Below are 22,815 nucleotides of genomic sequence, written 5' to 3' on the forward strand. Positions count from 1 at the left end.
AAGTTGTCCGTTGCGAAAAATCACCACGGACAATAAAAATTATCTTATAACGTTTTTGAAGTGCTTCTTTCGTGTAAATAAGAAGTCTACATCAGGCGGAAAGTCTTTATTGTTTTTAGCATGTGTCATCATGTCAAAGACTTTAAATTCCGCTAATACAGCAAATGGATACGCTTTAAACTCACCTTCACCGTTGGCTTGTAAGGTTGGATCGTAATATTTACCATCTTTAAAAATAATCGCTTGGTCAACGATAGTTGCCTCATTACAGCGATAACCTAAAACATAGCGATCACCGCGGCAATAAATCACATTCATATAGCTGTTATAGAATGTTTCATTTTCCGTTGTGGTACAGGCTGCTAACACCTCTGGATCCATTGCCTCTACCGTTACAATACGGACTTTCTCAGCAATAAAATTGCGTTCTTCTAGTTGTTGACGAATAGCTTCAAGACTTAATTGAGTCACTTTAAATACCGCAGAAATCAATAAAAACGGCGGAATTATACGCCCGTTTGCTTTGAATGTCTTTGAAAAAAACAGTATTGAGTACGGAATAACATTTTACGCAGGCAAGTAAATGTCAATAAAGTGTGGGCTGATTATCATTATGATTTATTGACAAAAAATTTACGAATGCAAAGAATGTAAATTTAACTGCAAATGGTAATGGTTATCACTTATATTCTTGTTCACGGTTTGGCGGGGCAATGATGTTACTGCTAAATAATCAAAACCATTTTGAGCCGTGGTAGATCCTTATACGGAGTATCCTTAAAAGCTTACATCGGTTTGCTTTTAAAGATGCGGTATTAAGTAACTGCCTAATTCAGTTGGTTTTATTCTCAAAGATACGGTAATTGGAGATAACGGAATATGTTTTCTAAGAGTCAGCTAACACTATTGATTGGTGCAGTATTATCAGCACCGATTGCTCAGGCGGAAATGACAAATACAGATGAGCATATGGTGGTCACTGGACGTGATTATGGCTATAAGGCTGACACGAATTCGACAGCAATGCGAATGGAGATGACACAATTAGAAACTCCAGGACAAGTTGCAGTTATTGATGAGAAGCTAATTGATGAGCAGCGTGCAAGTACGTTAGGTGAAGTGTTGCAGAACGATGCGAGTATTTCTGCTGGTGGCACTAGTCGTAACCGTGAGCGCTTTTCTCTACGTGGTTTTGAATTAGGCAGTAGTAGTGGTTTCCTTCGTGATGGACACCAGCATTGGTCACACTATCGTCAACCGGTTGAACTATTAGAGCGCGTTGAAGTGATGAAAGGCCCAGCGGGTTTGCTTTATGGGCAATCAGCACCAGGTGGCTTAGTGAATATGGTTTCTAAAAAACCGACTTACGAAACTCAAATGAATTTCAGTCAAGATATTGGTTCAAATAATCATACTCGTAGCGTGTTAGATGTAAGTGGTTCGCTTAATACTGATCAAACACTTCGTGGACGAGTAGTATTAGCTAAAGAAGATTATGATTCATGGCGTAAATTCAGTGATGGTTCTACACCATCAACCGATCGTTTTGTCGGCGGTATGTTCCTTGATTATGATGTAAATGATAACGTGACGGTGTCACTACATTATGATCGTACTCAAGATAACGGCAGTGTCGATTCTGGCGCTTATGTTGTTGATGGTAAGCCGGTAATGGGCCGTGATCATGTGTGGGATGCACAGTGGTCTAAGATTGATAACGATGTTCAGAATATGGGTTTTGATATTAAAGCGCAGTTAACTGATACATGGGCATTAAATACTGGTTTCAATTACCAAGACTTCGTGCGTAATGATAAAGAAAGTTACCCGAATTTCAGTAAGTTTGAAGAGAATGGAACTATCAAGCAAGGCGGAAATGATCGTCATGATGAATGGGCATTTAAAACGGCTTACACTGATTTTGTTGGTGAGTTTGATACATTAGGTATGCAGCATCAGTTATTAGTGGGTGCCAACTGGTTAGGTTATAGCTACGACCGTTTCCAACGTTCATTTAACGCTGTTGAAGTGAAGCCAGGTCAAACTACACCAGCTCCAACATTCTCAAATGGTAAGCCAAAAGAATCACATTCTTCATACGATGCATGGGGTTTCTATGCGCAAGATATGATCACTGTGAATGATTATTGGCAAGTGCTTGCTGGCGTACGTTTTGATCGTCAAGTGAAGAGTGGGTTGGCAGAAGAAGCGGTATCTCCTAAGTTAGCGGCTATTTTCCACCCAGCTGAGAATGGTTCGATTTATTTAGCGTATTCTGAAAGTTTTGAGCCACAAGGTGTGGTGTCATCAGATTACATTAACGGTGGTGATAATCTTGATCCATTACGTGGTAAGCAATATGAGCTAGGTACTAAGTGGGAATTATTAGATAAGCGTTTATATGCTTCGGCTGCGGTATTTAATATTACGCAAGAAAACTCAAAAATTGCGGTTGGTCCAGAGAATAATCAAACGCTGACTCAAGCAGGCGAACGTGTTCATAATGGTGTAGAAGTTGCGTTACAAGGTAACATTACTGATAAATTAAGCATGAATGCTTCAGCAATGTACCTTGATGCTGAATACACTAAGGATCAGAACTACCAAGGAAATCGTCCGGTAGATGTGCCTGAATTTGCTGCAAGCGTATGGACAACATACAACGTCACTGAGGCAACGGATGTAAACCTTGGTGTAATTTATGAAGGTTCTCGCTTTGGTGATGCAGCGAATACCTTTAAGAAAGATGGTTATACGCGTGTTGATGTTGGTGTTGCGCATACTTACAAATACGATGATAAATTGGATATCGTAGGTCGTGTTAATGTAGAGAATCTATTTGATACTGACTACATGGCTGGTGGTGGTTCAACGAATAAAGATTATGTTGGCGCTACAGGTGTGACTCTAGGTGAAGGTCGAAACTTCATGGCAACCATTGAGTTTAAATACTAAGGTTTAAACCTAATAAATATAGGGGAAGTATTAACTTCCCCTTGTTGCTATCTATAAACTGTTAATCACAATAGTTATTGTTTATAGTTCGCCACTTTGCGGTGCTTTTTATTTTTAACATCACCTTTTTTGTTTTTTTGGTTATTACAGATAACGATTGATTAAATATTATGAATTTTATTAAAACTAGCCTTGCTATTGTTATTCTCAGCGTCACTACTGGCGCAAATGCTTCTAATCTCGATAATGCGCGTTCGATTGAAAACAAGACCAATACTGCATCTGCCGTGAGTCAGGATAAAATTGATAAAAGTGCTGATTCGGTGTTAGCGATGAAAGCCAGTATTGAACAGCTGCAAGAAGAAGTGAAAAATTTAACTATCTATCATGATCACTTGGCACGTTTGGTTCAAAATCAGGCGCAAGAAGTGACATCGATTGATCAACAAATCACCGATATTAAGCAAACACGTCAAGGCGTGGTGCCATTAATGTATCAAATGATTGATGGCTTAAAGACGATTGTTGAAAACGATAAGCCCATTAAACATCAAGCTCGTTTAGCGCGTGTAAATAAACTTGAAACTATGATGTCACAAGCTGATATTAGCGATGCTGAAAAATTCCGTCGTATTTTAGAAGCCTACCAAATTGAAATGGATTACGGCACTAAACTTGCCGCTTACCAAGCGAAAATCACTCTTGAAGGTAATAAAACGATTGAAGTGAATGTACTTCATTTAGGTCGTATTGCATTGGTTGCACGTAGTCTAAATGGTAGTCATTACTGGAGCTGGAATACGGCTGCTAAACAATGGCAAGCCGTTGATGCAAGTGAAGGCGCTAATATTGATAAAGCGTTTGCAATTGCTGATAACCAAGTTGCACCAAGTTTGATTATCTTACCTGTTTCTGGATCACCAACTAACGTAGAGAGTAAATAATATGAAATTAAAAGCGTTAGTTACCGCCTTATGTGTCGCAAGCATGCCATTTGCAGTGAATGCTGAATCAGTAGTGAAACAAGCACAGCAAGAGCAGAGCCAGCAAACTCAGCATAATATTCAACGTGAAGCGGGTTTTAACCATACTCAGCAAACGGTGAAAGCACAATATGATGCATTAGTGGCTGAGCGTAATAAACTCAAAACCGCCACTGAAGTATTAAGCACCACCTTTAGCACTAATGAACAACACCTATCAACGCTAGAGCAGCAATTACGTTTAGAAAGTGGCAGCTTAGGTGAGCTATTTGGGGTTGTGCGTCAAACGGCTAAAGAAGTTCAAGCCGAGCAGCAACATGCCGTAACAGCGATTGATAACAGCCAAGATAATGCCGTTGTAAATGATATTGTTGCTGCTAAAGCATTACCTTCAATGGTGCAGCTACAAGGCTTATGGCAAGCAATGACAGATCAGATTGTTGCTAGCGGCCAAATAGCTAAAGTAACCGTTCCATATATCAATGGTGATGGTGAACAAAGTGATGTTGAGGCATTACGTTTAGGTAGCATTGGTTTGGTTGGTGACAACGGTTATTTACGTTGGGACGGTAGCCAGCATGTGGCGATGGCTTATTTACAACAACCAGAACATGCACCGACATTGGCTGATTATCAGCAGCTGGTATCAAAGGGCAATGAGATGCTGGTGGTTGATCCTTCTCGCGGCGTGATGCTAGAACAATTAGCACAATCACCAACATTGATGGATCGTCTGCAAGCGGGTGGTGCTGTAGGTAAAGTGATTCTACTACTGCTTGTTATTGGTGCTGGTATTGCGATTTTCCGAGGTGTGAAATTGGCGATGATTCGCCAACAAATTAAAGCACAACTTAAACAACCGTCAAAGCCAGGTAATAACCCATTAGGTCATATTCTTGCGGTGTATAACAAAGAACAAAGTCGTAGTGTTGAAGCGTTAGAATTACGTTTGTTAGAGGCGATAGTTGATGAGCAACAAGGGCTAGAAAAAGGCCTTTCAATGCTAAAACTATTTGCTGCTTTAGCACCGATGTTAGGTTTGTTGGGTACGGTAACCGGCATGATTGAAACCTTCCAAGTGATCACCCAGTTTGGCAACGGTGACCCAAAAGTGATGGCGGGCGGTATTTCAATGGCATTGGTTACGACAGTATTAGGTTTAGTGGCGGCGATGCCACTATTACTGGCGCATAATATTTTAAGCTCCCAAGCTGAAAATATTCGTATGATCCTTGAAAAGCAGGGTATTAGCCTTGTTGCAGAACAAGCAGAAAAGAACGATCAGCATGGCCAGTCGGCTTCTGTAATGACAACTGAACAGGCCGCCTAATGGATAGCAGCGTATTACAAACCTGGTGGTTATCACTGTCGCATTTTATGGCGCAAGGTGGTGTGATTCTATGGTGGTTAGCCGCTGTTGTTGCTGTGTTGTGGTTACTGGTTTTTGAACGGGTTATTTACCTTGTATTTTACTTTCCACAGCAACAACAGCAATGGATTACTCTCTGGGCAGCACGCGCTGATCATTGTTCTTGGTATGCACGCGCTATTAGAGATGGTTGGTTATCGGATGCTAAAATAGCCTTAAATAAAAACCTGAATTTTATTAAGGTGTTAGTTGCTATCTGTCCAATGCTTGGTTTACTCGGTACCGTTACCGGTATGATTTCAGTATTTGACGTAATGGCAACTCAAGGTAGTAGCCAACCTCGGCTTATGGCTTCTGGTATCTCGCTGGCTACACTACCAACAATGGCGGGTATGGTAGCTGCATTAGCAGGGATGTTTATTCATGCTCGATTGGCAAAAGCATGCCGAATGCGTGAGTTGAAATTAGAAAAATCATTAAGGAGTCAGCAATGAGACTCAGTCGTCGCTCATCAGTGCGTGAAGATGCACAAATAGATTTAACCTCTATGTTAGACATCGTTTTTATTATGTTGATTTTCTTTATTGTCACAAGCTCTTTTGTACGTGAATCTGGGGTTGAAGTTAATCGCCCTCAAGCGAGTCATGTTGTTAGTCAAAAAGATGCAGGTATTTTTGTCGCCATTACTGCTGCGAATGATATTTATATTGATAAACGAGTGGTTGATGCTGAGCGCGTTCAAGCAACACTTGAGCACATGCTAACAGAACAGCCAGATGCTGCATTAGTGATCCAAGCTGATGAACATGCTTATAACGGTACTGTTGTTAAGGTTATGGATGCAGCGAAAGGCGCAGGGGTGAAGAATATTGCTCTGGCGGCGGAGAAAAACTAATGATGCGCATATTGATGGCATTGCCATTGGCGCTGGCGATGGCTTTAGGTTTGTTTACCTTGATGGCATGGATGGTGGATAACGGTAATCATCAGCGACAAGATAATTCACCACCTTTGGCGTTTAATATGGTGATGGTAGAACATGAGCAAGCCCCACAACGCCGTCAGCGTGTTGCTCCGCCGCCACCAGAAACACCAACGCCACCACCAGAGGCACAGCCGTCGCAATCGCAAGCCGCTACTTCGACAGCTATGCCAATGGCATCAATTCCAAGTTTAGGTTTGGATACGTCTATTCACGGTTTAGCGGTTAATGCGCCTAAATTTACCGACTTTAGTAGTGCTGCTGCGATGGGTAATGGATTAGGCAAATCTCAGCAAGCAATGCCACTTTATCGCGTAGAACCCCGTTATCCATCACGGGCTTTACGTCAGGGTAAAGAAGGTTATGTGGTGCTTAAATTCACCATTGATACTCAAGGCCGACCGATAGATATTGCTGTTATGGATTCAAAGCCACGGCGTTTATTTGATAAAGAAGCTATTCGTGCATTACGCAAGTGGAAATATCAACCACAAGTTGTGAATGGCACCGCAATGGCACAACAAGGGCAGACAGTACGTCTTGAATTTAGGTTGAATCAATAATGAAAAAACTCGCTTTTATTATCGCGTTAACCTTATCGGCTTCAATGACATTATCTAATGCTTATGCAAGCAGTGGTCAATTATCGCAAGCGACGGCGAATAAGGTACAGCGCGCCAATAACTTACAATTGAATGATAAGCTTGATCAAGCTGTCGCTATGTTAGCCGAAATGAATCCAAGTGGTGCTTACGATAAAGCCTATGTACAACGGATGTTAGGGGTGTTCTATTGGCAGCAGGGTAAAACATCACAAGCGGTAGCATTACTAACGAAAGCTGTAAATAGTGGCTTATTGCAAGATGATCAGGCATGGACGACTGAGCGCATGCTAGCCGATATTTTGTTATCTGATGCTAAATATAGCCAAGCCTTACCGCATTATTATAAGTTAACTAAAAATATCCCAGCTAAACAGAAAGGTGATGAATTGTGGCTACGTATTGCTCAAGCACATTACCAGCAATCACAGTGGCAACAAGTATTAACAGCAATGAAGCGTTATGATGATTATCGTATTAAAGATAGCATGTCACCATTGTCGATTAAGCTTGGCGCACAGTTACAACTTAAATATTGGCAAGGAGCTTCTGCAACCCTGAATCGTTTAATTGCACTTGAACCGAATAAATTAATTTGGTGGCAACAGTTAGCAAGTATTCAAATGAGAACGGGTAAAACAGCTGATGCATTGGCAACATTAAAGCTGGCCAAATACCAAGGGGTCGAGCTGAGTCAGCAAGATCTTAAAGTATTAGCGCAATTGTATGCTCAGCGTGGTATTCCAGAACGTGCAGCAGAACAAATAGCCGCTTTGAAAGATGCTAATAACGATAAAACATTATTAATTGAGCAAGCAAACTATTGGCAAATGGCCCGTGAATGGAATAAAGCAATTCGTTTATGGACCAAAGTTGCAGCGAAAGATAACCACTATCGTTGGCAATTAGCTCAGTTACTCGTGCAAGAAGGCGATTATAAACAAGCGTTGATTGAGTTAGATCGTGTAAAGCGAAAAGATAAACGGGCTGAGGTGGAATTAGCTAAAGTACGTGTTTATTACAAAATGAATAATCTCGATCAAGCGATTATTCATGCTAAGCAAGCGAATAACATTCAACCTTCTTCAGCCGCTAAAAGTTGGGTTAAATATTTAGGTCAAATGAGAAAGATGGATGTAAATGCTTAACTAGACTAGTAATTGTTAGATATGTTGTTATTTATGTAAAGGCGAGCCATTGAGCTCGCCTTTCTTATAAATAAGAATAGTAAAAAAAGAAAATTATTAATGTGACTTTTTTGATGTTTTAACAGTTTGAATTATGGAACCACCGAAAAATGAGTGGGAATTAAACATAAATAAAACTATAAACATTTAGGAGTTACACTATGAAACCGGTAATTACTGTGGTATCAGCCGCTGTCGGGCTGCTTTTATCTTCCGTGACGCATGCTGAAGAAATTACGATGTTTGATTATGAAGAGGCTACATCCGCTTATCAAGACGCTTATTTAAACGCTCAATTTGATTTGCAAAGCGGTAATCAGGATCAAACAAGTTTTAGTACTGATGCGAGTGCCAATTATGATCAAGTTTTTTCATCAGCAGATCGAAATACTCGCATAAATTTTGTAGGTGATACCTCGATGAGTCGAGGCAGTAATAGTGATGATACGACAAAAAAAAATTATCAGGCTTTAGCATCACTGACGAATGATATGTACTTTAATCCAACCCGTAATAATGCTTTTTGGTATAGCAAGGCCGAAATTGGTGCGCAAACGGATATGGTTGATCCGTTTACTAAATTAACGGTAGGTTTAGGTTATGGACGGGTAGTAAATGCTACGCCTATGGCAAAAACAATTCGTGTTGTTCAGGAGTTGCAGGAGCGAGGACTATTAACGGGATCTGTGTCTCGATCAACGTATCAAGATGTCGCTAACATTATAGCGAGAGAGCCAGAGTATCGTAGTCATTATGGCTCTGCTGATTATGCTGAATATTGGGTTGAAGATATAGGTAAGGCGTTAGGCATTACTTTAGGCGCACGTGGTGCGATTAAATCTTATGATGTATTAGTTAATGAACGAATTTCAACGCGTAAATATGGCTGGTTAGTGCGTGCTGGTGTCGGGGCGGTATTAACTAATTACGATGGTTCAGATACTAAGCCAGCATTAGAGCTGGGGGCTGAGTATCATTATCCAATTAGTAATCAACTGCAATTTTCCAATGAAGCAATTTTAACTGCAGTGCTTGATGATGGCGATAATGGTTTTAATGCTTCGAATGCGATGTCATTAACGTATGAATTACGTGACAATATTGATTGGGAAAATACGTGGTTATTAAATTATTCTGAGAGTGATGGCTCTGAAGATTTAATGACAAATAGCCTGAAATCGGCATTTCGTTACTATGTCTCTAATGTTATTAGTTTAACTTTGACAGCAGGATTATCGAAAACAGAAGATCATATTGATTATGATGGTACGCCGCAGACTGATCGTAATGATGATATTGATAAAACTGTCCAGTTAGGTTTGACTTACCGCTTAAAATAAGTGCTTATTTTTCATATAAACACCAACTTCTCTTTTATAAGACAAGTTGGTGTTTTTTTTTGTTTATAGTAAATAGAACACAAAAACATGTAATTTTTTGTCATTAAATATGATGTTATCTAGGATGGAACCTATCAATGAGTTTATATGATGAATATGAAATTAAAGAGTGTAATTTAATTGCAGGATTTCAATGTAATTGTCGTTCTAAGAATGAAGTATTTCATAGGCTAATGCAGCCTTATTTAACATTGCTATATAAAAGATGTGTTTATAAGATCAAGGATAGAACTGCAGCAGAAGATCTCGTTCAGGATATATTAATTAAAGTATATAAAGCATTACCTACATACCGACATGATGCATTGTTTAAAACGTGGCTATATAAAATAACAGATAATGTTTGCTATACATTCTTAAGTCGAAAGTATAATCATAATATAATAACATTAACAGTTATGGATAATTTAGCAGTAGTAAATGATCGTAATGTTAATTTAGAAATAGATTTTAATAAAATAATACCAAGATTGTCTATTAATGAACAAGAGATAATAAATTTACGTTTTTATAAAGATTTTTCATTGAATGAAATTAGTAATATTTTACAAATTACGATTAGTGCTTGTAAAATGAGGCTATACAGAGCACTTCAAAGTTTGAGTATACTGATCATATAATATATTATAGGCGGAATTGGTTAGGTCACTATTTATTTTAGTATTTTGAATTTATTCTTTTTATTTGTATTGTCGTTATTGGATGATTAATTGTCATTTTTTAGCAATGTTGAATAATATTTTTGAGTTTTCAAGATCGGCTTTTAAGTGAGATGTCACTTGATAAGATAAATGGTGTTTTTGATATTTATCATTTTTTATCAGTTCGTTAGGTCAATTAAATGAAGCGTTCCGCCTCTATTTTCAATAAAGAAATAAATTATAATGTGTTGGTTTTTTTCATTGCGGTATATTTTGGACTTGTATTAAATATTCCATTGTGGCGAACTTTTTATGAAATACTATCAAAAATAGAAGTAGTCAATACTGGTTTTGTGATCTCGCTTCCTATTTTTATAATAGCTGCTCTTAATATTATTTTTCAAATTTTCGCATGGCCATGTTTAGGTCGTGCTTTTTTTAGTGTTTTAACCTTAATCTCTGCTATTACTGCTTATGCTTCATATCAATATGGCATTATTTTTGATTATGGCATGATGGAAAATATTTTTGAAACAAATACTGGTGAAGCGCTATCTTATTTTAGTCTATCCGGTGTGATAACTGTTTTTTTTATTGGTGTTATTCCTTGTTTTATTATTCTTTTTATCAAAACAAAAAAACAGTCATTTGTAAAAGATTTTGTAATATATAAGTTAATATCAATCATTGTATCCATCATTGTTATTGTATTAATTGCTATGTTTTTCTATAAAGATTATGCGTCGGTAGGACGTAATAATAAGTATCTTAATCGTGTCATTAATCCTTCGTATGTATATACGGGCATTAAGTATCTTGATAGAAACTATTTCACTAAACCTATTGCTTATCAAAAAATTGGTACTGATGCAAAGTTGGTTCCAACGGCTACTTCAAATGGCAAACCAACATTGTTTGTATTTGTTTTAGGTGAAACCGCACGATCTCAAAATTATCAAGCAAATGGCTATTCGCGCCCAACCAATCAATATACTCAGCCATACAATATGATTTCGTTTAAAAATGTTACTTCGTGTGGTACTGCTACTGCGGTATCTGTACCTTGTATGTTTTCAGCGATGAACCGTAGTAATTACAATAAAGCAATTGCCTATAACCAAGATACCTTTATTGATATTTTACATCGTGCTGGTATTTCGATGTTATGGAAAGAAAATGATGGCGGTGATAAAGGTGCTGGAGATCGTGTTCGTGAAATTACATTAAAACATGGTACCGAGAATCCACTTTGTGATGGCGAATCATGTCTTGATATGGCATTGCTGGATAATTTTGATCAACAAGTGGCAGAGATGAAGGGCAATAAGTTTATTACACTTCATATTATGGGAAGTCATGGACCAACATATTACAAACGTTACCCTAAAGATCACACATTCTTTAAACCTGATTGTCAGCGTGCTGATATTGAAAACTGTACAACAGAGCAAATAATTAATAGCTACGATAATACTATTTTGTACACCGATTATATGATTAGCCAATTAATTCAAAGGTTAAAAACTTACAGCGATAAATACAATACGGCACTTTTCTATATTTCAGACCATGGGGAATCTTTAGGTGAAGATGGCCTATATTTACATGGGACACCTTATAGTCTAGCACCTGAGTATCAAACAACAGTGCCGATGATGATGTGGTTCTCAAAAAGTTTTACTCAAGATCGTGGTTTAAACTTAACTTGTCTTGAAAATATTGCGAATAATGCCAAGAGAGGGGATTACTCACAAGATAATGTATTCAGTTCTATGTTAGGGATTATGGATGTAAAAACATCAGTTTATAAACCACAGCAAGATATTTTCCGTCAATGCCGCACCAATTAATGAGATCACTTTACACGGTTCAATATTAGCCTTTAGAAATTACACCCTTAATAATTTTTTATTAGGGGTGTTTGAATTTTATGCCTCGCACCTCGCACCTTCGTTTTTCTCCCATTTTTCTAACCAACGTAAACAATGTAAATTGAATGCCAATAAGAACGATTATCAATTAAATTATCATTATTCCAGTTTCTCTACATGATGTTAGTGATGGTGTTAAAAAATAAGGCAGTGCAACTATGGGCACGTCGATTACATATTTATATTTCAATGGCATTACTGTTAGTGGTGTTATTTTTTGCCATTACTGGGATCACGTTAAATCGACCTCATCTTTTTGTCAGTCAAGCACCGAATATTGTCGAGCAGCAACTTGTTATTCCAAGTGAGTTATTGAAGTCAGAGAAAGGTCCATTTGCACCTAATCGTTCAGCATTAATCGCATACTTAGCTAAACATGGGGATGTAAGTGGTACTCCATCTGCGATTGATATTTTTACTGATGTTGATGGCGATGAATTATTAGAAGGTGAAATTTCACTTGATTATAAAGGCCCTGGTTATAACGCCACGGTCTTTATTGATATGACAACAGCTCAAGCAACCATCGAAAGCACTCATTATGGTGTGATTGCAGTGCTTAATGATCTGCATAAAGGCCGTAATAGTGGTGAAGTTTGGCGCTGGTTTATCGATATTACTGCTTTATTAATGGTGATGTTTGTATTAACCGGTGTGTGTTTATTGATACCTAAAAAGAAAACCTTTCGCACTTCATTGAAGTGGATGGGGCTTGGTTCTGTAATTAGTTTACTGATTTATATTGTTGCTGTGCCATAAGCCAGTATTTAATTGTCGATTTTATTTAAGGTTCATTATGACCGTGTTTGACACCATTAAAAAACCATTATTAGTCGCGTTATTGTTAACGCCATTGGCAAGCGCAATAGCGAAACCTGTTCCAGAAACGGCGCAGCTTGACGTAAGTTTTACCCTGCCTGTAATTGAAACCACTATGTATGCACGCCCTTATGTTGCTGTTTGGGTTGAAGACGCAAATCGTAAACCAGTACGCACCGTACAATTGTGGGTTGGCAAGGATGAGTGGCTGAAAGATTTACGTAGCTGGTGGCGAAAAGTGGGTCGTTATGATCGTGATCTTGTTGATGCCGTAACCTCAGCAACACGTCCCGCTGGTGAATACAAATTTGTATGGGATGGTTTAAATGATAAAGGTCAACGTGTTGAACAAGGCAGTTATACCTTTTACGTGGAAGTAGTGCGTGAACACGGTGGTCGAAATTATTTACGTCAAAAAATCGAGCTAGGCGAAAACGCGTTTAGCCATGTTATTGCACCGACCGAAGAAACCGGTGCTATTCAGCTTAATTACAAACTTTGAGTGATAGTAACATTATGAAAAATAATAAAATTAAAGCGTTTTCACTGGCGTGTGCAGTTATTGCTGGGTTAGCAGTATCAGCCTCGGCGAATGCTCATCCACGTTGGGTATTACCTTCACATTTTACGGTATCAAAAGAAGGGGGGGATTGGTTATCTTTTGATGTTACCGCGTCACACGGTACTTTTGTTTATGATAAACCTGCAAGTACAGAAACAGCAGAAGTGATCATGCCTGATGGTCGAACTGAACGTCCTAACTTTACTATTCGTGGCAAGCGTCGTGCGATTTTTGACTTCTATTTTGAAGAACAAGGAACACATAAAATTCAAGTGAATCAAACGCCTGTTTATTTCACTCAATATAAAGCCGGTCGTCGCGATACGGTGAAATGGATTGCTGCAAATAAAGTTGAACGTGATGCAGTTTTACCTAAAAAATCGCGTGATGTTCTCACTCAAGTGGGTTACACCCGCGCGGAAACTTATGTCACTGTTGGTAAGCCAAGTACTAAAGCAATGGAAATTACGGGTAAATATTTAGAGTTGCTACCAATCACTCATCCTGCCGATATTGTTGAGGGTGAACCGGTGACTTTTCAGTTCTACTTTAATGGTCAACCGCAAGCTGGCGTTGTGGCTGAGGTGACACGTGAAGGGACATTATACCGTAATCATCAAGAACAAATTGATGTAGTGAGTGACAAAGATGGCAAAGTGAGTTTCACTCCAGAAACCGCTGGTCGCTATATTATGAAAGCAAATTATCGTGGTGAGATTGCTAATAATCCAATGGTTGATACTGCGAACGTTAATGTTCATATCACGTTTGAAGCATCACTACAGTAAGTATTCCAATTGGTGCTGTTTCTCTTATTGAATGCAGCCCTTTTTATTACCTCCATCCACAATATGGATAGATTTAGAGGTTGTTATGAAAAAGCATATATCACTGATTAAGTTTTCGTTATTAACATTAGGCTTATTTTCAACTGCAGCTCAGGCGCATTTTCCATTAATGAGTTGTTGGTTTGAAAGCGACAAAGTGGCTTGTGAAACGGGTTACAGTGATGGCAGTAAAGCGGTTGATTACAACGTCAATATGTATGATTACGACGATAACCTCATTGCTAAAGTTAATACGGATAAACGTTCGATTGCTGAATTTACCAAACCAGATACTGATTTTTATCTAGTGTTTGATTCTGGACATGAAAGCCCTGTCGAAGTTGACGTTGTTGAGATTAACGAAAAATGATTCGTCAAACAGTACCTTCTGATAATGGTGGTAAAGAAGGGAAATGGGTTGGCGGTATTATTGTTGCTATTCTTTTACTGGCAACGGTGTTATTGCCATTTCACCAAGATAAAACAAAATCACAGCAATTGGATGCCCACCAAATAGCGATCACTGAGTTAAGTCCAGATGAATTAGCAATGGTGGCTGAATTACGTCTTGCTCACGAAGAAATTCGAAATTTAAATCAAGATAGTCGTGAATTTGATAATAAAAATCACTGGCCAGATATGGCTGAGTTATCTGAATTATGGTTAGCACCTTTCATTGAAGATAAAAGCTGGGAACGTAAAGGGCGTCATCAATGGCAGCATATTGATGGTGCTATTTATCAAGGTCTTCGTACTGAAAAGCAAGGCGCATCATCAGTTGTACTTAACAGTAATAGTCCAGATCCCGATATTTGGTTAGCACTTTCTCGGGACACGATACCATTGGTTATTAATCGAGAGGCTGTTTTTGAAACACAGCAACTTATTGATCGTGGCTGGACTCAAATTGTATTTCGTAGTGACAGTGATGAGCAAGTTCAACCTCATTAATATGTTGACTATATAAGTCGTGGTTTATTCCTTTCTCTAACGTTGAAGTAAAAATATGATGAAAATAGGTATTCAAACTGTTTTGACTGCAGTTGCTTTATTGATGAGTTTTAGTAGCGCTGCTGCTGAAAAATTAACCATTGGTATTACCTTGCAGCCTTATTATAGCTATGTAAAAGCAGTGGTGGGCGATAAAGCCGATATTTTGCCGTTAGTCGATGCTGGTTTTAATCCCCATAACTACCTACCACAACCAAATGATTTACGCCGTTTAAAACAAATGGACGTTATTGTTGTTAATGGCATTGGTCATGATGATTTTGCACTAAAAGTCATTGAAGCGGCTAATCGTGATGATTTAGTCGTTATTGAAGCTAACAGTGATGTGCCGTTATTACCCGCGATGGGGCAATCTGTTGGTGATGGGGCAGTGAATCCTCATACATTTGTAGGTCTATCAACCACTATTCAAAAGGTTTACACCATTGCTAATAAATTGGCTGAGCTTGATCCTGATAATGCACGTGAATACCGTAAAAATGCCCGTGATTATGCTAAAACGTTTCGCTTAATGAAGCGTAAGTCAATGTTAGCGTTAGGGGATTTAGATACTTCAGGTATGAAAGTGGCAACAACTCACAACGCTTACGGTTATATATTGCAAGAGTTTGGTGTTGATGTTGCGGCCGTTATTGAACCAGCACACGGTGTGGAACCAAGTGCGAGTCAACTTCAAGGTACGATAGAAAGCATCAAGCAATCTGGTATTGATGTGCTGTTTTATGAATTAAATATGCCTAACCGTTATGTCGATACTATTGAAAAAGCGACAGGGGTAAAGTTATACCGTTTTTCACATATGACGCATGGTCAATATGAAGCTGATAAAGTAGAAATTGAAATGCAGCAAAATTTAGACACCTTAGTAGAAGCGATGAAATTTGCTGCTAATAAGGATCAAGCATGAGTTTTGGTCCACAGATTGAGATTGCAAACCTTGAATTGCAATATGGCGAGAATCAGATTTTATCTAACATCAATCATAGCTTTGAGGCCGGTAAATGCCATGTAGTAATGGGACCTAATGGCGGAGGGAAAACATCGTTATTACGCTCAATTCTTGGCTTAACACCATTCAAAGGTCAGATTGATATTTTATGGGACGATGCGGCAAATAATGGCAAACCAGGTTCGGTGGGCTATGTTCCTCAAAAAGCGATGTTTGAACAAAGTTTGCCATTAACTGTAATGGATTTTATTTTACTTAATTTAACGCGTTCGCCATTATTTTGGCGTAAACGTCAGCAGGATAAAGTCTTTGCATTAAGCCAACTTGAACGTGTAGGAATGGCAAATCGTGCCGATCGTCGTATGGGTCAATTATCTGGCGGTGAGCAGCAACGGGTGTTATTTGCACAAGCACTGCTGGATAACCCTGACTTACTGGTACTCGATGAGCCAACAACGGGTATGGATGAGCAAGGTGTACGTTATTTAGAGTCATTGATCCATGAATTTGTTGCGCAAGGAAAAACAGTATTAGCTGTTCACCATGATGTGACGGCAGTACGGCGATTAAATGCGCAAGTCCATGTCGTTAATCGCATTCTTGTTGATTCAGGTCATCATTCTGAAGTGTTGATTCCCGAAAAGATTGAACGTTTATTTAATCACTATAGCCATGCGCCGATTGCGGCGAAGCAACATGAGGTCGCGTAATGGATTTATTACGTCATTGGGCACAATTAGGTGTTGATGCTGGTTTTCTAAGTGACAGTTTTTCATATGCTTTTATGGTTAATGCTATTGTCGCTGCGTTATTACTTGGTCCGCTATTAGGTGGGTTAGGGACGTTAGTGATAGCGAAGCGGTTGGCTTTTTTTTCAGAAGCAGTAGGCCATGCGGCATTAACGGGTATTGCATTAGGGGTGCTATTAGGCGAACCGCCTGAAAATCCTTTTATTGGCCTATTTAGCTTTTGCATGATCTTTGCTTTGTTATTGCACTTTGTCCGCAATAGAACCAACGTACCTTACGATACCTTAGTCGGTGTTTTTCTAGCATTAGCTTTGGCGGTGGGGGCGGCATTATTGATGTATGTAGCACGTAAAATTAACATTCATATGTTAGAGAATGTGTTATTTGGCTCGATTCTAACCGTTACTGATCAAGATTTATGGGTATTAGCGATCAGCTGCAGTTTGATTATTGTGCTACTGATACCAACGTTTAATCGAATTTTATTAACCTGTATTAGTCCTGATATTGCGCGTGTTCGAGGTTATAAAACTAATTTTTATGATTATCTATTTGTGATGATGATTACCCTTGTCACTATTGCATCAGTCAAGATCGTGGGGGCGGTATTAGTTGGGGCTTTGTTGCTAATTCCTGGTGCGACAGCGCGTCTGCTAACTAAAAATATGGGGAGCTTTGTGCTTTTATCGGCTTTGCTTGCCACTATCAGTTGTGTAATCGGCACAATATTACCAATGGAGCTTAAACTCCCCATTCCTTCGGGAGCGGCGATTATCATTGTTTCTGCTATTTTCTTTTTAACTGCCACCTGCTACCGCATTATTCGTAAAGGGTAGTCGCTGTATTTTTAAGGAACCAACATGAATAAAGTTCAGCAACCTCCAATGCGTTTGCTCGCAAAATCAGTTTCTATATTGGCTCTTATCATTGCAGGGGGGAGTTATACTACTGCCGTTTATGCTGATGATATTTTAACAGCAACGCCTGTCACTTATATGTTGGCATCAGAACTCACTCAGGATACGGGCATTACTACAAAATTCTTACCGCCTAAACGTTATGGGGTGACGCGGCTACCTAATTGGTTTGCATCAAAAGGGGAGGCGGTAACGAAGCAGGCCAGTAAAAAAGCACAAGCAGTCGTAACATTAGGCGCTATTTGGCCGCAAGATCCGCTTTATGTTCATGCGCGACAAGGTAATATTAAAATAGTAGAGATAGATGCATCACAAGCTATTTCGCCACGAGCACAAGGTGTTGCCGCATTACGTTTAGCCGATGGTTCAACCTCAATTTATTCGTGGTTGAATCCGACTAACCTTAGCCGTATGGCGGCAATTGTCAGTAATGATTTACAACAGCTATGGCCAGAAAAAGCACAACAAATAGAAAAAAATCAGCAGCAATTAATGAATGATGTTCGTAAGTTAATTAATAATCAACAAAGAATATTGATGGAAGCTGGTGTAGATTCGGTGGTATTGCTTTCCAGTGAACTTGAGGATTTTGCATCGGGTAATCAACTGTTTGTTGTTGAACGTTTAACAACACCGGAGTTAGAGTGGACTGCATCTGATAAGACTAAGCTAACTAATTTATTAACTGAAGATGATAGTTTATGGTTATTAACGACGAAGAAACTTACGTCATCACAACAAGCATTATTGCCTAAAAATGTAAATGTAATGGTGGTTGATAGTGTTGATCGTTGGGGAAGAGCTGGAATTGATTCTAACGCTCCATTACAACGTTGGCAGATTAGTTTGTAATTCGTTTAATCGAAGCCCAGTTTAGTTGAAACTATATAAGGACTGGGCTTCGAGTGTTTAAAACGAAAAGAATAATGATAAAACACCTAATAAAATCAGTAATCCACCAGAGATCAAATCGTTATATTTTCCGACAAGCTTGCCAATAATACTGTCACCGATATTATTTCCTGCATAAGTTAGCATCATACCGGTAATAAAGGTTAATGCGACAACCAAGTAAATATTCAGATGGGTGATACTACCTAAAATACCGACTCCAATATTATTAATTGATAGTAATAGACCAAGCATAACTGCACCTTTAAAATTAAGTACAGTGCTTTGTTTTTCTTCTTTTTGTTGCTGTTTTTTTAACATATCAGCACAAATAAACCATGTGCCCATTAAAATAAAAATAACAGAACCTAGTTCATTTGATACTTTATGGGGAATGAGTTGAGTAACTAATTGCCCTCCAAGCATAGAGGCATAAGTAACTAATGCTGTAATAAAAGCAATGATTGCATTAGAAACAAGTGGGATCCTTTCATTTTTTACGCCATAGGTAAGGCCAATAACAAAATTATCGAGATTAGATGAAAGGGAGAATATCAAAGCGAGTAAGAAAGACACGATATATCATCTCGTAAAAATGCTTTTATAAACTGAAATGAAGATTAACGCGATGTATTTGTGTGGATATTAATTTTGCATATATGGATAAGGTTAAACATGTTGCGATATTTATTAATCAAATATCTCAACATGTTTATGATTATTAGTGGTGTTTAAATATAGCCAAGAAGTCGTGCTTTTAGAAAAGCAGCTAAGGTTTTGTTATCTTTAATAGCATTAGATGCTATTTTTTGTTCTATTTCAGCAACAGAAAAAGTGACAACATCCATGATTTCGTCATCATCAAGCTCACCTTGAGTGGGTGTGAGCTCTTTTACAACATACAGATATTGAATTTCGTCACAAAATCCAGGTGCTGGTAATAATTCACCTAAAGCATGCCATTGTTTGGCTGCTAAGTTAGCTTCTTCTGCCAATTCTCGTTGTGCAGAGACTAAGATATCTTCATCAGGCTCAATAGTGCCAGCTGGAAATTCAAGTAACCATTGTTTCACTGCTGGCCGATATTGATGCACCATAACCAGATCACCATTACTATCAATCGGAATAATAACAACAGCACCTGGATGAATAAGCGTAGTAAAAGCCATCTCTCTACCATCGGGTAGTGTATGTGGCTGCTCTTCAATACTGAAACATTTCCATTGATAGTGTTTGATTATAGTCATTTTTATTCTCTATTCGTTGGTCGCTATTTGATTATAACCCCAACGTTTTGCTCGCATCAATGCACTTTCTGCTTTGATATAGTCGTAGCTGAAATCTTGATATTCAATATTAGTAATACCGATACTAACTGTAATATTGATCTGATGTCCGGTGGTTAATTCTAATACCCATTGACTAATTTCATCACGAAATTTAATCGCAAATTGCTCAGCAGCTGGAACGTCAGCGTCGGGAATGATGATACAAAATTCTTGGCTACTTAGACGTGCAATATGCATGTTTTTATCACATGTTTCGCGGAGACATTTTGCCAACATCATTAGCGTTTTATCTCCCGCATCAAGGCCAAAACGGTCATTAACCTCTCTAAATTTATCGATGTTAATTAATAGCATCGAAATATCACGGCGATAACGCTTACATCGAGATGACTCATTTAGATAAAGAGGCAGTAACCCTTCACGGTTTAATAACCCAGTAAGGAAATCATTGGTGGTGGTTCTTTTAACTTGCAAAATAGCATCATAACGATGGCGGGATAATAAAAAAGCCATCACAAAGATAATAGAGTAAGCACAAATGTTTTGGAGTGCTGATGAAATTTGCATGTGTTTGTTGGTTATTTCAGACACACTTAGCACAATATACAACAATCCAAAAATAGCACTATACCAAGTTGCTGTTCTGATTTGTAAAGCAAAAAAACTTAATAATGGAATCGTTAATCCAATGGTATTACTAATGTGACGAGCACCAGTAAAATAAAAACCACTAGAGCAAACAAGTGTGGTTGCAATTAAAAAGATCCAAAAAAGAATAGTTGCTGAAAATAGGGTTCTATTTAATGCTGCTAGGGTGTAACACAATGTCATACCTAATATGCCGACAACTGTGAAATAATCTCCTTGCTGTGAAATAAAATAAGTAAAAGCAATAACAGCACAGATAGCGCCAGAAAAAGGGAATAATAATGAAAGTTGTTTTTTTAATGTTTTCTCACTAAGTTCAATATAAGCAAAGTTTGTCGCTTGGAGTTGAGTGCTCTTAATCAGTGTAGCCATGGTATGGAACAGACCCTTATAACATCACGAGAGAGGATGCAATACATAATGCATTTTTCTGGGAAGCATATCAGTATTGTGATTGATGTCTAATTATTTTTTTAATTTAATGTAAGCTAATATATTAACAAAGGATCTTATTGTTATTATTGATTGTCTTTGTGAATACTTTAATTTTATAACTGTATAAATATAAAGTATAAAAACTTGTGAAGTATGTTTTTTTGATATGAGTGACGTTTTTTTAGATTAAATGATTAAAAATGAGATCTGTAGCCATGAATGTTTATCTTATTTTAGTATAAATTAAAGTGTATCTAATAGTGACTAGGAGTGACAATGTTTCCAGAATATAGAAGCTTAATTTCAACACTAAAAGGTCATGATGTGCATTTTGATCGTCTATTTAAAAAGCATAATGAGTTAGATGATAAAATTAATATGATGACATCCTCTAATGGTTTTGATGAGACACTCATTGAGCAACTTAAAAAAGAGAAGTTGTTGTTGAAAGATGAAATATTTATCTATTTACAGCAGAAAACGCAATAAATAGATGAAAAAAGAGAAGCTTAGGCTTCTCTTTTTTGTTGTATCTATAATAACAATGATTATTGAGTCGATAAGAAGTTATCGATCAGGTTAGCCGTTATTGCTGGTTGCTCGTTAGTAATACCATGTGCCGTTTTAGGCAAGACAACGATAGGAGCTTGAATATATTGGCTCAATTTTATACCACTTTTTAATGGGAAAATTTGATCATTCTCTCCCCATATTAACAATGTCTGAGGTAATTTTTTGGGATCATATTGCTGAATACGATCACGATCATTAGGCAATGTTTTTATTAATTGAGTGCGCTGTGGCTTCCATTGTGAGAAATAATCGAGATAGATTTGATTGGCAATAAAATCAGGAATGATCTTTTTAGAGATAAACACATTATCATAAAGACGTTTAACATCATCCCCATTGTTAGGTACAAATAACTCTTCAGGTGATTGAATACCTGCACGCTTAATTAAATCATTCAAATCTTGATCATTAAACAGCGGTCCAGGGCTCGCAATAATCACTGCTTTATTTATACGTTCAGGGGTAAGCATCATATCATAGGTAATAAAGCCGCCATAAGAGATGCCTGCGACATCAATTTTATTGAGCTTTAATTTATCAACTAACTGCCAAATAGCATTAGTCTGAGTAGCTAGTTGAGCTGAGTTATCGCTATAAGATTCACCAAACCATAGTAAATCTGGCGCAATAACATGGTATTTTTTACTAAGCTGTATCATTTCAGCTTTCCACGTAGCTGCAGCAGTACCACCAAAACCATGTAATAGAAGTAAAGGTTGGCCTTGACCTCCTTCCCAATAGGTTAATTGACCCCCCTCAGTTAAGGTCATTTGATGCTTACTGAACCCTTCTTTTTTTAGCGATGATTGGTCGTGCTCTGTTTTCCAACGTACCACTTCACAGCCAGTTGTTACGAAAAGCAAAGTTAATAACAGAATAAAATAATGCAAGATTCGTTTCATAGCTTACTCAGGTCATTAAAAATCGCAATGATACACTGTTTTATTGCTTGCGGTAAGAAAATTTTTAGATATCTATACAAATAAAAATAAGGTTTGTGAATTGGCATTTGTTTTTTTAGTTAGCATTATGTCAAAATTTAAAATTATGTGGATCAGTATATTGCTAAAGAGAGCAATCGATAGCATAATCTCA

The 22,815-nt window shown here is 37.9% G+C and carries 25 protein-coding genes; 20 read left to right on the top strand and 5 right to left on the bottom strand.

Features of this window, described 5'->3' with window-relative positions:
- Nucleotides 1–39: 39 nt before the first annotated feature.
- Nucleotides 40–471: a hypothetical protein gene (locus C0W29_RS10970; protein WP_045044656.1), complete on the bottom strand. Its 432-nt coding sequence runs from the start codon at nucleotides 469–471 to the stop codon at nucleotides 40–42.
- 408 nt (nucleotides 472–879) lie between these two features.
- On the opposite strand from C0W29_RS10970, the gene C0W29_RS10975 reads away from it, so the two are divergent.
- The 19 genes from C0W29_RS10975 to C0W29_RS11065 all read left to right on the top strand — a co-directional run bounded on the left by C0W29_RS10975 (nucleotide 880) and on the right by C0W29_RS11065 (nucleotide 18,736).
- Nucleotides 880–2,955, top strand: coding sequence for a TonB-dependent siderophore receptor (locus tag C0W29_RS10975; protein WP_045044657.1), 2,076 nt, complete (start codon nucleotides 880–882; stop codon nucleotides 2,953–2,955).
- Between the two features lie 170 nt (nucleotides 2,956–3,125).
- Nucleotides 3,126–3,899 carry a DUF3450 domain-containing protein gene (locus C0W29_RS10980; RefSeq protein WP_045041163.1) on the top strand — a complete coding sequence of 258 codons (774 nt, stop codon included), beginning with the start codon at nucleotides 3,126–3,128 and terminating at the stop codon, nucleotides 3,897–3,899.
- Nucleotide 3,900: 1 nt separating this feature from the next.
- Complete coding sequence (locus C0W29_RS10985) at nucleotides 3,901–5,268, top strand: MotA/TolQ/ExbB proton channel family protein (RefSeq protein ID WP_045044658.1); 1,368 nt, start codon at nucleotides 3,901–3,903, stop codon at nucleotides 5,266–5,268.
- On the top strand, nucleotides 5,268–5,801 hold the full coding sequence (locus C0W29_RS10990; RefSeq protein ID WP_036789966.1) for a MotA/TolQ/ExbB proton channel family protein: 534 nt from the start codon (nucleotides 5,268–5,270) through the stop codon (nucleotides 5,799–5,801). The genes C0W29_RS10985 and C0W29_RS10990 overlap by 1 nt, the downstream gene beginning before the upstream one ends.
- Entirely contained in the window at nucleotides 5,798–6,202 is a 405-nt protein-coding gene (locus tag C0W29_RS10995; protein WP_036789967.1) for an ExbD/TolR family protein, read from the top strand. Before C0W29_RS10990 ends, C0W29_RS10995 begins: the two co-directional genes overlap by 4 nt.
- A complete protein-coding gene (locus C0W29_RS11000) occupies nucleotides 6,202–6,852 on the top strand; it encodes an energy transducer TonB (protein ID WP_036789968.1) in 651 nt (216 codons plus the stop codon). Before C0W29_RS10995 ends, C0W29_RS11000 begins: the two co-directional genes overlap by 1 nt.
- Nucleotides 6,852–8,039 (top strand): tetratricopeptide repeat protein, encoded by a 1,188-nt coding sequence (locus C0W29_RS11005; RefSeq protein WP_045044659.1) that lies wholly within the window; start codon nucleotides 6,852–6,854, stop codon nucleotides 8,037–8,039. Before C0W29_RS11000 ends, C0W29_RS11005 begins: the two co-directional genes overlap by 1 nt.
- 200 nt (nucleotides 8,040–8,239) lie before the next feature.
- The gene (locus C0W29_RS11010; protein ID WP_036789973.1) at nucleotides 8,240–9,418 is read left to right on the top strand and encodes a DUF481 domain-containing protein; all 1,179 of its coding nucleotides are present in this window, start codon (nucleotides 8,240–8,242) and stop codon (nucleotides 9,416–9,418) included.
- A 137-nt stretch (nucleotides 9,419–9,555) separates the two neighbouring features.
- Nucleotides 9,556–10,098 carry an RNA polymerase sigma factor gene (locus C0W29_RS11015; protein ID WP_036789975.1) on the top strand — a complete coding sequence of 181 codons (543 nt, stop codon included), beginning with the start codon at nucleotides 9,556–9,558 and terminating at the stop codon, nucleotides 10,096–10,098.
- A gap of 221 nt (nucleotides 10,099–10,319) precedes the next feature.
- Complete coding sequence (locus C0W29_RS11020; RefSeq protein ID WP_045044660.1) at nucleotides 10,320–11,969, top strand: phosphoethanolamine transferase; 1,650 nt, start codon at nucleotides 10,320–10,322, stop codon at nucleotides 11,967–11,969.
- A gap of 210 nt (nucleotides 11,970–12,179) precedes the next feature.
- Nucleotides 12,180–12,809: a PepSY-associated TM helix domain-containing protein gene (locus C0W29_RS11025; protein ID WP_045044661.1), complete on the top strand. Its 630-nt coding sequence runs from the start codon at nucleotides 12,180–12,182 to the stop codon at nucleotides 12,807–12,809.
- Nucleotides 12,810–12,846: 37 nt separating this feature from the next.
- Nucleotides 12,847–13,371 carry a DUF2271 domain-containing protein gene (locus C0W29_RS11030; protein ID WP_045044662.1) on the top strand — a complete coding sequence of 175 codons (525 nt, stop codon included), beginning with the start codon at nucleotides 12,847–12,849 and terminating at the stop codon, nucleotides 13,369–13,371.
- 11 nt (nucleotides 13,372–13,382) lie between these two features.
- The gene (locus C0W29_RS11035; protein ID WP_205067895.1) at nucleotides 13,383–14,219 is read left to right on the top strand and encodes a DUF4198 domain-containing protein; all 837 of its coding nucleotides are present in this window, start codon (nucleotides 13,383–13,385) and stop codon (nucleotides 14,217–14,219) included.
- A gap of 85 nt (nucleotides 14,220–14,304) precedes the next feature.
- Nucleotides 14,305–14,628: a hypothetical protein gene (locus tag C0W29_RS11040; RefSeq protein ID WP_036789987.1), complete on the top strand. Its 324-nt coding sequence runs from the start codon at nucleotides 14,305–14,307 to the stop codon at nucleotides 14,626–14,628.
- Complete coding sequence (locus C0W29_RS11045) at nucleotides 14,625–15,209, top strand: DUF6162 family protein (RefSeq protein WP_045044664.1); 585 nt, start codon at nucleotides 14,625–14,627, stop codon at nucleotides 15,207–15,209. Before C0W29_RS11040 ends, C0W29_RS11045 begins: the two co-directional genes overlap by 4 nt.
- Nucleotides 15,210–15,264: 55 nt before the next feature.
- A complete protein-coding gene (locus tag C0W29_RS11050; protein WP_045041174.1) occupies nucleotides 15,265–16,176 on the top strand; it encodes a metal ABC transporter solute-binding protein, Zn/Mn family in 912 nt (303 codons plus the stop codon).
- Nucleotides 16,173–16,928: a metal ABC transporter ATP-binding protein gene (locus C0W29_RS11055; protein ID WP_036789994.1), complete on the top strand. Its 756-nt coding sequence runs from the start codon at nucleotides 16,173–16,175 to the stop codon at nucleotides 16,926–16,928. The genes C0W29_RS11050 and C0W29_RS11055 overlap by 4 nt, the downstream gene beginning before the upstream one ends.
- Nucleotides 16,928–17,803 carry a metal ABC transporter permease gene (locus C0W29_RS11060; protein WP_045066963.1) on the top strand — a complete coding sequence of 292 codons (876 nt, stop codon included), beginning with the start codon at nucleotides 16,928–16,930 and terminating at the stop codon, nucleotides 17,801–17,803. Before C0W29_RS11055 ends, C0W29_RS11060 begins: the two co-directional genes overlap by 1 nt.
- Before the next feature lie 48 nt (nucleotides 17,804–17,851).
- Nucleotides 17,852–18,736, top strand: coding sequence for a metal ABC transporter substrate-binding protein (locus C0W29_RS11065; RefSeq protein WP_173425423.1), 885 nt, complete (start codon nucleotides 17,852–17,854; stop codon nucleotides 18,734–18,736).
- 57 nt (nucleotides 18,737–18,793) lie between these two features.
- Here C0W29_RS11065 and C0W29_RS11070 read toward each other — a convergent pair whose 3' ends face one another.
- From C0W29_RS11070 to C0W29_RS11080, 3 genes are all read right to left on the bottom strand, one after another.
- Nucleotides 18,794–19,351, bottom strand: a complete 558-nt coding sequence (locus C0W29_RS11070) for a manganese efflux pump MntP (protein WP_036790002.1) — start codon at nucleotides 19,349–19,351, stop codon at nucleotides 18,794–18,796.
- 155 nt (nucleotides 19,352–19,506) lie between these two features.
- Nucleotides 19,507–20,022, bottom strand: coding sequence for an NUDIX hydrolase (locus C0W29_RS11075; protein ID WP_036790004.1), 516 nt, complete (start codon nucleotides 20,020–20,022; stop codon nucleotides 19,507–19,509).
- 9 nt (nucleotides 20,023–20,031) lie between these two features.
- Nucleotides 20,032–21,084 (bottom strand): GGDEF domain-containing protein, encoded by a 1,053-nt coding sequence (locus tag C0W29_RS11080; RefSeq protein WP_045044665.1) that lies wholly within the window; start codon nucleotides 21,082–21,084, stop codon nucleotides 20,032–20,034.
- 339 nt (nucleotides 21,085–21,423) lie between these two features.
- On the opposite strand from C0W29_RS11080, the gene C0W29_RS11085 reads away from it, so the two are divergent.
- Nucleotides 21,424–21,636: a DUF465 domain-containing protein gene (locus C0W29_RS11085; protein ID WP_045041177.1), complete on the top strand. Its 213-nt coding sequence runs from the start codon at nucleotides 21,424–21,426 to the stop codon at nucleotides 21,634–21,636.
- Between the two features lie 59 nt (nucleotides 21,637–21,695).
- Here the strand turns inward: C0W29_RS11085 and C0W29_RS11090 are convergent, their stop codons facing one another.
- On the bottom strand, nucleotides 21,696–22,622 hold the full coding sequence (locus C0W29_RS11090; RefSeq protein WP_045041178.1) for an alpha/beta fold hydrolase: 927 nt from the start codon (nucleotides 22,620–22,622) through the stop codon (nucleotides 21,696–21,698).
- Nucleotides 22,623–22,815: the final 193 nt, after the last annotated feature.

It is taken from the genome of Photobacterium kishitanii (assembly GCF_003026355.1).
Classification (GTDB): domain Bacteria; phylum Pseudomonadota; class Gammaproteobacteria; order Enterobacterales; family Vibrionaceae; genus Photobacterium; species Photobacterium kishitanii.

What these genes read in the sequence shown, in the direction of transcription:
- C0W29_RS10975 (WP_045044657.1), top strand. Translation starts at nt 880, where the DNA reads ATGTTTTCTAAGAGTCAGCTAACACTATTGATTGGTGCAGTATTATCA.
- C0W29_RS10980 (WP_045041163.1), top strand. Translation starts at nt 3,126, where the DNA reads ATGAATTTTATTAAAACTAGCCTTGCTATTGTTATTCTCAGCGTCACT.
- C0W29_RS10985 (WP_045044658.1), top strand. Translation starts at nt 3,901, where the DNA reads ATGAAATTAAAAGCGTTAGTTACCGCCTTATGTGTCGCAAGCATGCCA.
- C0W29_RS10990 (WP_036789966.1), top strand. Translation starts at nt 5,268, where the DNA reads ATGGATAGCAGCGTATTACAAACCTGGTGGTTATCACTGTCGCATTTT.
- C0W29_RS10995 (WP_036789967.1), top strand. Translation starts at nt 5,798, where the DNA reads ATGAGACTCAGTCGTCGCTCATCAGTGCGTGAAGATGCACAAATAGAT.
- C0W29_RS11000 (WP_036789968.1), top strand. Translation starts at nt 6,202, where the DNA reads ATGATGCGCATATTGATGGCATTGCCATTGGCGCTGGCGATGGCTTTA.
- C0W29_RS11005 (WP_045044659.1), top strand. Translation starts at nt 6,852, where the DNA reads ATGAAAAAACTCGCTTTTATTATCGCGTTAACCTTATCGGCTTCAATG.
- C0W29_RS11010 (WP_036789973.1), top strand. Translation starts at nt 8,240, where the DNA reads ATGAAACCGGTAATTACTGTGGTATCAGCCGCTGTCGGGCTGCTTTTA.
- C0W29_RS11015 (WP_036789975.1), top strand. Translation starts at nt 9,556, where the DNA reads ATGAGTTTATATGATGAATATGAAATTAAAGAGTGTAATTTAATTGCA.
- C0W29_RS11020 (WP_045044660.1), top strand. Translation starts at nt 10,320, where the DNA reads ATGAAGCGTTCCGCCTCTATTTTCAATAAAGAAATAAATTATAATGTG.
- C0W29_RS11025 (WP_045044661.1), top strand. Translation starts at nt 12,180, where the DNA reads ATGGTGTTAAAAAATAAGGCAGTGCAACTATGGGCACGTCGATTACAT.
- C0W29_RS11030 (WP_045044662.1), top strand. Translation starts at nt 12,847, where the DNA reads ATGACCGTGTTTGACACCATTAAAAAACCATTATTAGTCGCGTTATTG.
- C0W29_RS11040 (WP_036789987.1), top strand. Translation starts at nt 14,305, where the DNA reads ATGAAAAAGCATATATCACTGATTAAGTTTTCGTTATTAACATTAGGC.
- C0W29_RS11045 (WP_045044664.1), top strand. Translation starts at nt 14,625, where the DNA reads ATGATTCGTCAAACAGTACCTTCTGATAATGGTGGTAAAGAAGGGAAA.
- C0W29_RS11050 (WP_045041174.1), top strand. Translation starts at nt 15,265, where the DNA reads ATGATGAAAATAGGTATTCAAACTGTTTTGACTGCAGTTGCTTTATTG.
- C0W29_RS11055 (WP_036789994.1), top strand. Translation starts at nt 16,173, where the DNA reads ATGAGTTTTGGTCCACAGATTGAGATTGCAAACCTTGAATTGCAATAT.
- C0W29_RS11060 (WP_045066963.1), top strand. Translation starts at nt 16,928, where the DNA reads ATGGATTTATTACGTCATTGGGCACAATTAGGTGTTGATGCTGGTTTT.
- C0W29_RS11065 (WP_173425423.1), top strand. Translation starts at nt 17,852, where the DNA reads ATGCGTTTGCTCGCAAAATCAGTTTCTATATTGGCTCTTATCATTGCA.
- C0W29_RS11075 (WP_036790004.1), bottom strand. Translation starts at nt 20,022, where the DNA reads ATGACTATAATCAAACACTATCAATGGAAATGTTTCAGTATTGAAGAG.
- C0W29_RS11080 (WP_045044665.1), bottom strand. Translation starts at nt 21,084, where the DNA reads ATGGCTACACTGATTAAGAGCACTCAACTCCAAGCGACAAACTTTGCT.
- C0W29_RS11085 (WP_045041177.1), top strand. Translation starts at nt 21,424, where the DNA reads ATGTTTCCAGAATATAGAAGCTTAATTTCAACACTAAAAGGTCATGAT.
- C0W29_RS11090 (WP_045041178.1), bottom strand. Translation starts at nt 22,622, where the DNA reads ATGAAACGAATCTTGCATTATTTTATTCTGTTATTAACTTTGCTTTTC.